Annotated in this window: 9 protein-coding genes; 5 read left to right on the top strand and 4 right to left on the bottom strand. The window is 60.3% G+C overall.

All coding sequences use genetic code 11. The features are described from left to right. Positions 1 to 8 precede the first annotated feature (8 nt). Complete coding sequence (locus KT71_RS19030; RefSeq protein WP_040362528.1) at positions 9 to 665, top strand: DsbA family oxidoreductase; 657 nt, start codon at positions 9 to 11, stop codon at positions 663 to 665. Here KT71_RS19030 and KT71_RS19025 read toward each other — a convergent pair. After that, positions 662 to 2,092, bottom strand: coding sequence for an aminotransferase (locus tag KT71_RS19025; protein ID WP_274518429.1), 1,431 nt, complete (start codon positions 2,090 to 2,092; stop codon positions 662 to 664). The two genes, KT71_RS19030 and KT71_RS19025, sit on opposite strands and share 4 nt — an antisense overlap. 15 nt (positions 2,093 to 2,107) lie before the next feature. Continuing rightward, complete coding sequence (locus KT71_RS19020; protein ID WP_008293690.1) at positions 2,108 to 3,007, bottom strand: MBL fold metallo-hydrolase; 900 nt, start codon at positions 3,005 to 3,007, stop codon at positions 2,108 to 2,110. 238 nt (positions 3,008 to 3,245) lie between these two features. Here KT71_RS19020 and KT71_RS19015 point away from each other — a divergent pair, with 238 nt between their 5' ends. Both KT71_RS19015 and KT71_RS19010 read left to right on the top strand, forming a co-directional pair. Further along, the gene (locus tag KT71_RS19015) at positions 3,246 to 3,746 is read left to right on the top strand and encodes a (2Fe-2S)-binding protein (protein ID WP_023660368.1); all 501 of its coding nucleotides are present in this window, start codon (positions 3,246 to 3,248) and stop codon (positions 3,744 to 3,746) included. Beyond that, on the top strand, positions 3,743 to 5,959 hold the full coding sequence (locus KT71_RS19010) for a xanthine dehydrogenase family protein molybdopterin-binding subunit (protein ID WP_008293692.1): 2,217 nt from the start codon (positions 3,743 to 3,745) through the stop codon (positions 5,957 to 5,959). The genes KT71_RS19015 and KT71_RS19010 overlap by 4 nt, the downstream gene beginning before the upstream one ends. Positions 5,960 to 6,031: 72 nt before the next feature. Here the strand turns inward: KT71_RS19010 and KT71_RS19005 are convergent, their stop codons facing one another. Together KT71_RS19005 and KT71_RS19000 are read right to left on the bottom strand one after the other, a co-directional pair. Continuing rightward, positions 6,032 to 7,657, bottom strand: coding sequence for a tRNA-dihydrouridine synthase (locus KT71_RS19005; protein ID WP_008293693.1), 1,626 nt, complete (start codon positions 7,655 to 7,657; stop codon positions 6,032 to 6,034). Between the two features lie 76 nt (positions 7,658 to 7,733). Beyond that, a complete protein-coding gene (locus tag KT71_RS19000) occupies positions 7,734 to 9,203 on the bottom strand; it encodes a protein adenylyltransferase SelO (RefSeq protein WP_008293694.1) in 1,470 nt (489 codons plus the stop codon). A 103-nt stretch (positions 9,204 to 9,306) separates the two neighbouring features. Here KT71_RS19000 and KT71_RS18995 point away from each other — a divergent pair, with 103 nt between their 5' ends. Continuing rightward, positions 9,307 to 11,292: an N-acyl-D-amino-acid deacylase family protein gene (locus KT71_RS18995; RefSeq protein ID WP_008293695.1), complete on the top strand. Its 1,986-nt coding sequence runs from the start codon at positions 9,307 to 9,309 to the stop codon at positions 11,290 to 11,292. A 131-nt stretch (positions 11,293 to 11,423) separates the two neighbouring features. Continuing rightward, positions 11,424 to 12,740 (top strand): ACS family MFS transporter, encoded by a 1,317-nt coding sequence (locus KT71_RS18990; protein WP_008293696.1) that lies wholly within the window; start codon positions 11,424 to 11,426, stop codon positions 12,738 to 12,740. Positions 12,741 to 12,743: the final 3 nt, after the last annotated feature.

The following is a 12,743-nucleotide window of genomic DNA, read 5'->3' as shown; positions in this document are numbered from 1 at the left end:
GGTCTCCCATCGCAGCCCTGAATCTGAAAGTCGATATCGTCTCGGATGTCGTGTGTCCCTGGTGCGTGATTGGCTACAAGCAATTCGAAAAAGCGCTGGCAGCCTTGCCGGGACGCTTCGACGTCGCGGTGCACTGGAGGCCCTTCGAGCTGAATCCCAACATGCCGCCGGAAGGGCAGGATCTTCGCGAACATATCACCCAGAAGTACGGGTCGACGGCGGAGCAGAGCCAGCAGGCGCGATCCCGATTGTCGAGCATCGGAGAGTCCCTGGGTTTTCACTTCGATTATTTTGACGGCATGCGGGTGGTGAATACCTTTCAGGCGCATCAGCTTCTCCACTGGGCGGAGTCCCATGACAAACAGACGGAGCTCAAGATGGCGCTGTTCAAGGCGTTTTTCAGCGAGCGGCAGGATGTGAGTGATGCGGACGTATTGATCTCGGCCGCAGTCGCTGTGGGACTCCCCGAGACCGACGCCCGCGATGTGATCAGCAGCGGTCGCTATGCGGATGCGGTGCGCGAGGACCAGCGCTGGTGGCTGGATCGCGAAATACACGCGGTGCCCGCTTTTATCTTCAATGATAAATACTCGGTGCTGGGCGCGCAGGAAGCCGAAACCTTTGTGCGCGTCCTCACCAAGCTCGAGGCAAAAGCTGCAGCCTAGCTCGCCGCCTTCAGCAAACCCTCGCTGTGCACGTGGGCAAGGGTTGCATCCAGCCCCGTAGCCAGCTTGTCCGTCAACTCATCGATCTGTGCTTCGGTAATGATCAGCGGAGGGCAGAGTGCGAACGCAGTGCCTGCCACGGGTCGACCGATGAGACCCGCCTCGGCGCAGGCATTGGTCAAAAAGCCCGCGACAGACGGTGGGAATCCTTCGCCGGTGGCTTTGTCACTCACCAGTTCCAGTGCAGCGATCAGGCCGCGGCCACGCACCTCACCGACCAGGGGATGCTCGGCAAAGGGCGCGAGCTTTTTCTGGAGGTAGGCACCGGTCTTCGCAGCTTTTTCGAAGATGTTATCGCGTTCGTAAATTTCGAGAGTCTTGAGGGCAACAGCACACCCCAGGGGGTGCCCTGAGTACGTGTAGCCGTGACCGAACACACCAACCTCTGACACCGGCTCCACCAATGCTTCATAGATATCGCCTCGCACCACCGATGCGCTAATGGGCACATAAGCCGATGAGAGCTGCTTGGCCAGGGTCATGAGCGCGGGGTTTTCGATATTCATGGTGGTGCAACCAAAGTCGTTGCCCGTGCGGCCAAAACCACAGATCACCTCGTCGGCCCAGAACATGATGTCGTGCTTGTTAAGAACGGCCTGGACTTTTTCGTAATACCCCGCGGGGGGCACGATAACGCCGCTGGCACCCGTAATAGGCTCGGCGAGGAAGGCAGCGATGGTGTCGGCGCCTTCAGCCAGAATCAGCTTTTCAAGATTGCCCACAATGCGATCGACAAAGGCCTCTTCGCTTTCGCCGGGATGACGGCCCTTGTAGTAGTGCGGATGATCGGTGCGCAAAATCCCCAAGGCCTCTACCGGCGCATCAAAATGAGTGAGGTTGGCAGGCAGACTGGTGAGCGCCCCCGCGGCGACGGTGACGCCGTGATAGCCCCGCTCCCGGGTAATGATTTTGCGTTTTTCCGGTCTGCCCGTGGCGTTGGCGTAATAGCGCAAAATCTTGATAAAGGTATCGTTGGCATCGCTGCCGGAATTTCCGAAGAAAATCTTGGCATTGTCCACGGGTACCATGTCCCGGATCTTGTCCGCCAGGGCCATCATCATGGGATGGGTCTTACCGCCAAAGGCGTGGTAATAGGACAGTTGCCCCATCTGCGCGGTGGCTGCGTCTATGAGCTCCTGATTGCCGTAGCCGAGGGAGGTGCACCACAGACCCGCAAGCCCCTCGAGATATTGCTTGCCATGATTGTCGTAGACGTAGACACCCTCGCCGCGCTCCACAACGATCTGTTCCGTGGCTTTAAAGTTGGTCGTGGGATAAATGACGTTGGTCATGGGAGTTACCTCGCTCCTCAGCTCACTACTCTGTGTGTTTTCCCAATAGTAACTCGTGAATCCTCCAAGTGGCATAACCCCTCGCGGGTGTTAGAGGGGCCGCAGACCGCTGTCGAGGGCGGCGTCAAAGTCGTGGGCCACAATGACCTCAATGTCGGGCTTTTCATCGAGAGCGCTCAGCCACAGACGAAGACTTTCTGTGCGTGCGGTGTTCTCGGGCACAAACAGGGTGCTGTAAACCCAGCCCTTGCCACTGTTATGGAGGAGCTTGCTTTTTACATTGGCGATGTCACCGCTCATCAGCCACAGAGTGCCGTCGATGCTCACAGCAAAAAGCGTGGATCCCGGCGTGTGGCCACCCAGGGGAACAATGCCCAGACCGGGAAAGTCGCTATGGGTGAGGAGACCCTCGCCGGGCAACACCACGGGCTCCAGGCAGGAGTCTTCGAGCTGCCGCGCGCTGTCTTCGGTGTGAAGGTTGTGCTCCGTAGCCTGGGCAAAGGTCTGGTAGCTGCGAGCCCCCGTGCCACGCGCCGCGCAGAAAGCCGTTACTCCCTGGACATGGTCCACATGAAGATGGGTAAAGCCCACGCCATCGACGGTCGCGATCTCGTCCCCCAGCAGATCAGCGGCGCTACCTTTGAACACCACCGGGCCCATGCCGGGAGAGAGTTTGCCTATGAGAGCCCCAAACTCCTCGCTGGCCTCCCTATCCATGGCCGCGTCGATCATGAAGCGTCGTCCGTCGGGCCATTCGATAATCACCACGGCGTGGCTCAGATTTCGATCAGGCCCGGTCTGGGAGGAGGACTGAGCCACACGAATCGACACGGGCCCTCTGCCTGTCGTCGCCAGCGCGCGAAGCTCGGCTTCCGAGGGCAGGGTGGGTTCAATGCCGCGGATCTGCAGGTGGGCGGGACCCAAAAAGATCCCGAAGGCGGCGACGGCCAGCAGAATGAGAGCTATCGATATGCGCAGGAACCAGGTCATGTCAGCGTTTCTCTTCAGGCGCCTATCGGCGGCGTAGATCAGCAGGCTAGCACGCGGCTTTCAAACATACGCCTCGCAAACATACGCCTCTCGAGCACACGCCGAAACCCCTTGCGTTCCTCAGGTCGGGGTGTGGTTCCACGCCCCCTGTATTTTTTGCCGGCTGCGCTATAGTCTGGTGAGGATTAACAGATTTCCCGAATATTGCGCTGATGCGCTGTCGATAGAGGAACCCGACATGCTCAAACTGATGGTGAATGGCAAGTCCATGGAGGCGGATGTCGACCCCAGCACACCCCTTCTGTGGGTGCTGCGGGACCACCTGGGTCTCACCGGTACAAAGTACGGCTGCGGTATTGCCCAGTGTGGCGCCTGCACGGTCCACGTGGACGGCAAGGCCATGCGATCCTGCGTCTATCCCGCCAGCGCCGCTGAGGGTAAGGCGATCACAACCATTGAAGGCCTGTCCGAGGATGCGAGCCATCCTGTGCAGCAGGCCTGGGTAGAGATCGATACGCCTCAGTGCGGCTACTGTCAGCCCGGGATGATCATGGCGGCCTCCGCCTTGCTTGCGGAGGTACCCAACCCCAGCGATGAAGACATCAATCAGCGCATGACCAATGTTTGTCGTTGCGGTACGTTGCCCCGGGTGCGTGAAGGCATCCATCGCGCTGCGGCTATCGCCGGTGGTGATCGCACCGCGGCCACTCTCAATGGTAAAAAGGGAGCGCAGTCATGAACCTTAAAAAACTCCTGGGCGAGACCCCGAATACTGAAGAGCAGGCATCGGGTGTGGTGAACATCAGTCGTCGACGCTTCGTCGTCGGCTCCGCCACGGCGGGCGCGGGCCTCATGGTGGCCATGCAGTTGCCCCTGGGCAGCGCTCCGGCGGTGGCGCAGGACGGTGCCACGGAAGTTAACGCCTGGGTCCTCATTGACCCCGACGATACGGTCACTATTCGCATTGCCCGCGCAGAAATGGGCCAGGGAACATTAACCGGGCTTGCCCAGCTGGTTGCAGAAGAGCTTGAGTGCGACTGGGACAAGGTGAGCTGGGAGTTTGCATCGCCGGCGGAGAGTCTTGCCCGCAACCGTGTCTGGGGCAGCTTCGCCACGGGCGGCAGTCGCGGTATCCGCGGCAGTCATCAATACGTCCGCGAGGGCGGTGCCCTGGCCCGGGAACTGCTTCTGGCAGCGGCGGGGCGGGAGTGGGGTGTGCCCGTAGGGGAATGCACCGCAAAAAACAGCGTGATAACTCATACGCCCAGCGGGGCGACCATGACCTACGGCGAGCTGGCCGCCACGGCCGCGACCCTCAGCGCACCGGATGCGGTGACTCTCAAAGATCCCAAGGACTGGAGCCTCGTGGGCACGCCCGCGGCGCGCCTTGATACCAGGGACAAGGTCAGCGGCAAGTTGCAGTACGGTGCCGACGTCATGCTCCCGGGCATGCTCCATGCCGCCATCCATGCCTGCCCCGTACACACGGGAAAGCGCCGCAGCTTTGATGACAGCAAAGCGAAGGATATGCCTGGCGTCCGCGCAGTATTGGAGGTCAGCGACAACGCGGTGGCCGTCGTGGCGGATAGCTGGTGGCAGGCAAAACAGGCCCTCGATGCGGTCTCCATCGAATGGGAAACCGGCGAGGACGGCAAGGTCAACAGCGAAAGTATCCAGGCTATGCTCGAAGAGGGTCTCGCTGCCGATGACGCCTTTGTGGGCAATGAACAGGGCGATGCCCTCGCTGCCCTGGCCAGCTCCGACAATACCCTCACCGCTGACTACAGCTACCCCTTTCAGAACCACGCGCCCATGGAGCCCATGAACGCCACGGCCTTGTGGACCGAGGCGCGTTGCGAGGCCTGGGTGCCCACGCAGAACGGCGAGGCGGCACTTGAGGCCGTGGCGACGGCGGCGGGTTTGTTCCCGGAGCAGTGCGAAGTGCATCGGATGATTCTCGGGGGTGGTTTTGGTCGCCGCGGCGCCCATGACTTTGTGGATCAGGCGGTGGCGATTGCCAAACAGATGCCCGGTACGCCCGTGAAGTTGCTCTGGAGTCGTGAAGAAGACCAGCGTCGTGGCTATTACCACCCCATTACGCGCAGCCGCATGACCGCGGCCATGGATGAGGACGGCAAACTCGACGCGCTGCATATGCGCATCTCCGGTCAATCCATTCTCGCGTTTTTCCGCCCCGCTCTGGGCGATAAGCCGGAGAAGGATCCCGTGGTTTTTCAGTCCGTGGCGCCCGAGGGTGATCACTCGATGATTTACTCCATGCCTAACTTTCTGGCGGATCACGCGATGCGCAACACCCATCTTCGGCCGGGATTCTGGCGGGGGGTGAACATTAATCAAAACGTGTTCTACATGGAGAGTTTTGTTGATGAGCTGGCTCGCAAGGCCGGCGTCGATCCCCTGGAGTATCGTCGCGGGCTGCTTAAGGAGAGTCCCCTCGCCCTAACGGTACTTGAGGAAGTGGCCAAAAAAGCCGGCTGGGGTCGTGAAATGCCGGAGGGCCACGGTCTGGGTCTGGCGGTCTGCAAGGCCTTTGGCAGCTATGTTGCGGCCTGCGCCGAAGCGGCGGTGGTGGATGGCAAGCTGCAGATGAAGAAAATCTGGGCGGCGACGGATCCCGGGTTTGCGGTGAATCCCCAGCAGATTGAAGCGCAGGTCGGGGGATCCTTTGTCTACGGTTTGAGCGCTGCGCTCTATGGCGAGTGCACCGTGGAAGAGGGTCGTGTCGTGGAGGAGAACTTTGATAGCTATCCCTCCCTCAAGCTCGCAGAAATGCCTGAGGTGGAAGTCAGTGTTATGCCTTCGGGGGGCTTCTGGGGCGGCGTGGGGGAACCTACGATTGCCGTGGCGGCTCCCGCGGTGCTCAACGCGGTGTATGCCGCGACGGGCGTACGTATCCGTCACCTGCCGGTGAAAGATCAGACCCTGGCCTGAGGGAATGGGGCAGGCGAAGCAGTCTGATCATGAGTTCAGACTGCTTTTACCTCCGCCGGCTTTTCAGTTTTTTTAGGGGTTGAGGCCGCTGAGGAAGGGACCGTCGACACAGATGCGCCGTCCGTCGGGCGTCGCGCAGGCGCCGCAGATTCCCACGCCGCATTTGGTCATGTAGTCCACCGCACTGAGAATCTGTGCCTCGGACACGAACTCCCGTTCCACGGTAATGGCCGCGCGCACCATGGGCTCGGGCCCGCAGTTGTAAAACACGATCTTCTCGAGGTCGGCAGCGCTCATGGCGGCCAGGCGTTCGCGGAGCATCTCCGTCACGCGACCGTGATAGCCGCGGCTGCCGTCGTCCGTCGCCACATGCACCTGGGCCACTTCCTCGCATTCGTCAAGAAAGTACAGGCGATCTTCGCTGCGGGCGCCGATAAAGAATTCAGCGTTTCCGAAATCCCGGGCGATCTGGTAAACCGCGGCCAGACCCGTGCCCCCGGCGACGGCCATGATATGGGCGCCTTCCGGTGGCGATACGGGCACGCCATGGGGGCCGCGGACATAGGCTTCCGTACCCGGCGTCAGATCCATGAGGGCGTGGGTAAACTGCCCCACGTCAATCACGACGAGGGTGAAGGGGTCGTCCACCAGGGCTGAAAAGGGCTTTTCTCCCAGGCCCGGTATCCACAGATAGATAAACTCACCGGCCTGGACATTGATGGGGCGATCAAAGGTCAGCAGACCGATGTCCTCGCACACCCGTCGGTTTTCCACGAGAGTGACGGGCTCAAAATCCATGTCGATGTCATAGCGAATCATGGCCTCGGCGAAACCGCTGTGTGTGTCCAGATCTTTGCCCAGCTGCACAAAGTAGGCGCCGATCTCTTCGCTGTTCATGCCCGTAAGCGCCGATCCGACACCAACGACGTTCGCACCTGCCTTCATGGCTTCGTCGACATCCGCGGCGCTGGAGAAACCGCCGCAGCCCACGATGGGCAGATCGCTGACTTCGCGAATTTCCCGGATACACTTCAGAGCGATGGGCAGCACGCCCTTTCCCGACATGCCGCCGACGCCATTGGACAGCACCGGCTCGCCATGGGAACTGGTGTAGCCGGGGCCCACGGTATTGATGGCGCAGAACCCGTCGGCCCCGGCATCCGCCGCGGCTTTGGCAATGGCGCCGATATCGGGGGTGTTAGGCGTCAGTTTGGGGATCACCGGGATGTCCACCGCGGCCTTCACCGCCGCGACGATCTCCGCCACTACCACCGGGTCCTGACCCATGGCCATGCCATAGCCGCTGGCGTGGGGGCAGGAGAGATTAAGCTCCAGTCCGTCGGAGTGAGGCGCCAGCAGCCTGGCGACCTCGACAAACTCCTCCACGCTACCTCCAAAGATCGACGTCAGGAGAAAGCGATCATCAGGGACCCTGAGGCCCTTGATACCCGCCAGCGCCGCTTCTGCACCCGGGTTCGTAAGGCCCACGGCGTTCACAAAACAGCCCGGCGCATACTGCGAGTACACGGGCTCCCGATTCCCTGCCCGCGGGGCTAACCCGATGCTTTTTGTGGTGATCACGCCAACTTCCGGTACCCGGTCAAAAAAGTACTGAATAATCGACGGCGCAGTGGTCACGATGCCCGAGGGAATCGTGAAGGGGCCGGAGAGAGTTTTGCCAAAGAATTCGGTGCTCAACGCGTGTGCCTTCCGTGCTTGTGTTAACTGCGAGAGTTGTGAGGAGAATGATAGCGATTATACGGGGAGCGTCGCTTCAGGTCCCGCAGAACGTGCGCAGGACCCGTTCCTGCGGCTGTGCGGGGAGGGCGAGATCTCTGTCGTCCGGGCTGTAGTCCGTCGCGAGGGCCAGGCGCTCGAGCAGGCGATGGAACAGTGCGAAGTCACCCTTTTCGCCCTCTTCAATGGCCCGCTGGACCAGATGATTGCGGGGAATAAACGCGGGATTCGCGGCAAACATGCGCTCCTGCCGCTCTTCTGGATCGACCGTGTCCGACTGTTGGCGCTGCATCCAGCGGGGTAGCCACTCCAGAAGCTGCTTGCCCGGGGAGAACAGCTCTCCCGCACCGCTCTGGGCGGCATCGGGTTTTATTGCATCGGCCAGAAAACGAAAGGCCAGGGTGAAGTCCGCCTGATCCTCCTGGAGCGCCGCAAAAAGCTCGTCGGCGAGTTTGTTGTCCGCTGCGGTCATCTCACTGAGCCCCAGTTTTTTGCCGAGGCCCTCCTGGTAGGCCTGTTCAAGCAGCATAGGGAACTGGGAAAGGGCTTTTTTGGCCTGCCCCACCGCGGTGTCGGTGTCGTCATTGATCAGGGGCAGGAGTGCCTCTGCCAGGCGCGCAAGATTCCAGTGGGCGATGCCCGGCTGGTTGCTATAGGCGTAGCGTCCCTGTTGGTCGATGGAGCTGAACAGGGTGTCCGGGTGGTATTCCTCCATAAAAGCGCAGGGGCCGTAATCCACGGTCTCCCCGCAAAGGAGCATATTGTCCGTATTCATCACGCCGTGGACAAAACCCAGAAGCTGCCAGCGGGCAATCAAGCGCGCCTGCGCCGAAATGACGCACTCCAGGAGGGCCAGTGCCGGGTTTTCGGCATCGACTTTATCGGAATAATGGCGTTCGAGGACATAGGAAACGAGGGTGGCGAGGGACTGCCGGTCCTCCCGGGCAGCAAAGTATTGCATGGTTCCGACGCGCAGATGGCTTGATGCCACCCGGGTGAGTATCGCGCCCGGCTCGAAGCCATCGCGCATAACGGGCTCGCCCGTGGTGACGGCCGCCAGGGCCCGGGTGCTGGGCACGCCCAGGGCCGCCATGGCCTCGCTGACGAGGTATTCGCGCAGCACGGGCCCCAGGGGTGAGCGACCATCACCACCCCGGGACCAGTCGGTGCGTCCGCTGCCCTTCAGTTGCAGGTCAAGGCGCTGTCCCTGGTCGTCGACAACTTCGCCGAGGAGTACGGCCCTGCCGTCCCCCAACTGGGGATTGAAGTGACCAAACTGATGGCCGGCGTAGGCAGCGGCGACGGGCTGGGAGCCCGCCGCCACGCGATTGCCCGCGAGCACGTCCACGCCCTCCCGGGAGGCGAGCCACCGGGGATCAATGCCCAATTGCTTCGCCAGCTCATCGTTCACTGTAATCAGCGACGGTTTTTTCACGGGATCAGGGCTTTGGGCGGTGCTGAAGGGCGACCCCAGGGCGGCAAAGCTGTTGTCAAAAGGGATGGACATGGGGGCTCCAGAAAATTGCCAGGCAAAGATGCTTGGTTTGTAGACAGAGCATGGTTACTCTTCTCGGTTCGGACGGCAACTATCGTCAGAAAGCTCACAGGAGATGAAGGTGGAGTTGGTCGGTAATTTTGGGCAAAACGACGGGCAGAACGACGAGCAGAAAGCGCGTCACAGCGAGCTGAATCAGGAGAACGAAAGAGACTGGCGGGAGAAGGTCGACGACTTCAGCTGGGATGTTCTCTATCGCAATGCCACGGTGTTTGACGGCAGTGGCGAGCCCCCGCGACGCATGGATATCGCCGTGCGGCGGGGACGTATCGCCGCCAAGGGTACGGCCCTCCCCGAGGGGCCGGCGCGCCGCACTGTCGATGCCACAGGGCTGTGGCTCATGCCCGGTCTGCTGGACATTCATACGCACCTGGATCTTGAGGTTGATCTTGATCCCCGGCTCACGGAAGTCGTGCGACACGGCACAACCACGGTGCTCTTTGGTAACTGCAGCCTCGGTACCTGCTTTGGACACCAGCGGGACGACAGCGGGCAGGACCCTATCGTTGACTGTTTTACCCGTGTTGAGAACATTCCAAAGCCGGTACTGCAAAAGTGCGTAGACGCCATCAGCTGGTCGGATACGGGCGGTTACATGGATCACTTTGCTGACATGCCCCTGGGGCCTAATGTAGGCGCCTTTGTGCCTCATTCCATGCTCCGCGTTGAGGTGATGGGAATGGAGGCGGCCATCAGCCGTGACCCCACGGAAGCGGAGTATCAGGAGATGGAGGCCATACTCGATCGCGCCATGCGTCAGGGCTACCTCGGTCTCTCCACGGACGGGCTGCCCTTTCACTATCTGTCGAACGAGCCTCACACGGACAAGCGCATTCCCACACAGTTCGCCAGCTTCAAAGAGCTGCGCCGTCTCCTCAAGGTCGTGCGGAACCACAATCGGGTATGGCAGACCACACCGATCATTGAGAATCGAGCCACGGCATTGCTCTACTTCACCCTGACGAGCGGTCGCTTGTTCAAGAAAACGCTCAAAGTGTCTGCCCTCTCGGCCATGGAGCTTGTTCTTGCTCCCCGGGCCACCAAGGCGTTTTTGGGCTTTGCCAGGCTTATGAACAGCTGGTTATTCAAGGGCAGCCTGCATTTTCAGGCGCTGGGCACGAACTTTCGAGTCTGGTCTGACGGCATCGTGAGTCCTCTTTATGAGGAACTGCCCTCCACGGCACAGCTCATCGCCCTGGAGTACGATGACGTGGAGGGCCGGCATGCCCTGATGCACGACCCCCAATGGGTGTCACAGTTTCGCGATGACTGGATGCACGGTCGCACCGGGGGCGACTGGGCGAGTTTTAAAGCAAAGCTGGGCATGCCCGATCATCTGGTGATCCGGGACCTTCATCGACTGGTCTTCGACGGTGCACCGGTGGCAGACTGGGACGGTGAGTCCTTTGATCTGGTTCACCAGCGGCTCCTGCGATTTATGGATGGCGATAGCGCCCAGGCGCGATCCGACGCCGAGCGCGAAGCCTTCGAATCCCTCGATGTGCGTCCCGAAACCGATGCTGACTTTATGCTGTTTCTCATGCGTCGCTACGACAAAGGCTTCCGCTACTGGGCGGACGTGTCGAATATCGGCAATCACGCAACCATGGATTACCTCATGCATCCCCAGGCGTTGCCCGGGTTCAACGATTCCGGTGCCCACCTCACCAACATGGCCTTTTTTGACGGGAACCTCATGTCCCTCAAGCTCGCCCAGCAGCAGGGGGATGCCATGGTGGCCAAAATGGTGAAGCGCCTGACCCGGGAGCCCGCGGAATTCTTCAATATTGATGTTGGCACGCTGGATCTTGGCGCTCAGGCCGATATGGTCCTCATTGATCCCGAGGTACTGAGAGACTGGGACTGCAATGACACCCGGGAGTATGTGTTCCGGGATCTCTTCGGGCATCACCAGATGGTCAATCGCCCGCCGGCCATTGTTCGAGAAGTCATGATTCGCGGACACGCCGTGTGGCAAGATGGCGAGTTCACGAAGGCTTTGGGTGAAGAGACCTTGGGTCGAGCGCTACGCGCGGCCTAAATCGCGAAACATAAGTCGCGGAACATAAGCCGCGGAGCATAAGTCGCGGAACCTTCAGTCGTGGCGTGTTAAATCGTGCAATAAAGAGGCAAATAGATAAGGCCTCGCAATTCCAATATTGGAGACCCGCCATGACGCAATCAGAGTTAGCTCGGGGTTTTGGCCGCGTATCCCGATGGCCCAAGCGCCACGTCCTCGTCGGCTTCTGCTTTCTCGCCACGTTTATTTGCTACATCGATCGGGTCAACATCTCCGTTGCTATCATCCCCATGGCTGAGGAGTTTGGTTGGTCGGCAACCACTAAGGGATATGTACTGTCGTCGTTCTTTGTGGGTTACCTGCTGGCGATGATCCCTACGGGCTGGTTGGCCAACAAGTATGGAGGCAAGCTGCTCCTGGGGGTCGCACTCATTGGCTGGTCCCTGTTCACCTTCCTGACACCCATTGCCGCGGGTGTCTCGCTTGGAGCGCTCTTACTTACCCGGGTGCTTATGGGTATGGGAGAGGCCGCGAGTTTCCCTGGTGTTTATAACCTCCTCGGACGGTGGATTCCCAAACAGGAAAAGTCCCGGGCCGCGGCGGTCAATCTAACGGGAATCCCCTTGGGGACTATCTTCGCCCTGTCTACGACGGGACTCCTCGTAAGCGCTTATGGATGGCAAAGCGTTTTCTTTGTCTTTGGTGCCTCCGGACTCCTTTTCGCCGTTGTATGGTTGCGGGTCGTGCATGCAAAGCCCTCGGTACATCCGACGATTTCTGCTGAAGAGAGGGCCTTGCTTGCGGAGCTTGAAAACTCCGAAGCCGATGACAAAGAGCCCATACCCTGGGGCTTGTTTCTCCGACATCCATCTATCTGGGCCCTGTTCATCAACCACTTTTGCGCCAACTGGACGCTTTACCTGTTCCTTGCCTGGCTTCCCAGCTACTTCAGGGACGTCCAGGGCCTGTCGATTGCGGGCTCCGGATTATTCGCCATAGGCCCATGGGTGTGTCAGTTTCTGGCGGGAAATCTGTCAGCGGTGGTTGCAGACCGCTGGATCGCCAAGGGTATAAGCGTGACCTTTGTGCGTAAGTTCATGCAATGCGGCGGATTGATCGGGGGGGCGGCCATGCTGTTGCTCGCTGCTCAGGCAAGCACCCCGGGCATGGCACTGTTTACCCTGTGTGCGGCCTTTGGTGTGTCATCTATGGCCTGGGCAGGGTTTGCCTGCAACCATCTGGATGTCGCACCCAAGCACGCTGACGTTCTCTTCAGTATCACGAACATTGGTGGCACCCTGCCGGGGATTGTCGGCGTGGCTCTCACGGGAGTGCTTGTCGACTTGACCGGCGGCTATACGGCGACCTTTGTCGTCGCCGCGGGGATCAATGTGTTTGGCGCTATTGTCTGGCTGCTGTTTGCTACGGGAGAGCCCATCGTCGGCGCTCCCCAAGAGACCCAAGCCTAGTTT

Source organism: Congregibacter litoralis KT71 (genome assembly GCF_000153125.2).
Classification (GTDB): Bacteria; Pseudomonadota; Gammaproteobacteria; order Pseudomonadales; family Halieaceae; genus Congregibacter; species Congregibacter litoralis.
Note: the sequence above shows the minus strand (reverse complement) of the source record. Positions and strands in the feature narration are given on the sequence as shown.

Bases quoted from the DNA above. Each gene is read 5' to 3' on its own strand.
- KT71_RS19025 (WP_274518429.1), bottom strand. From the start codon at position 2,092: ATGCCACTTGGAGGATTCACGAGTTACTATTGGGAAAACACACAGAGT.
- KT71_RS19020 (WP_008293690.1), bottom strand. From the start codon at position 3,007: ATGACCTGGTTCCTGCGCATATCGATAGCTCTCATTCTGCTGGCCGTC.
- KT71_RS19015 (WP_023660368.1), top strand. From the start codon at position 3,246: ATGCTCAAACTGATGGTGAATGGCAAGTCCATGGAGGCGGATGTCGAC.
- KT71_RS19010 (WP_008293692.1), top strand. From the start codon at position 3,743: ATGAACCTTAAAAAACTCCTGGGCGAGACCCCGAATACTGAAGAGCAG.
- KT71_RS19000 (WP_008293694.1), bottom strand. From the start codon at position 9,203: ATGTCCATCCCTTTTGACAACAGCTTTGCCGCCCTGGGGTCGCCCTTC.
- KT71_RS18995 (WP_008293695.1), top strand. From the start codon at position 9,307: ATGAAGGTGGAGTTGGTCGGTAATTTTGGGCAAAACGACGGGCAGAAC.
- KT71_RS18990 (WP_008293696.1), top strand. From the start codon at position 11,424: ATGACGCAATCAGAGTTAGCTCGGGGTTTTGGCCGCGTATCCCGATGG.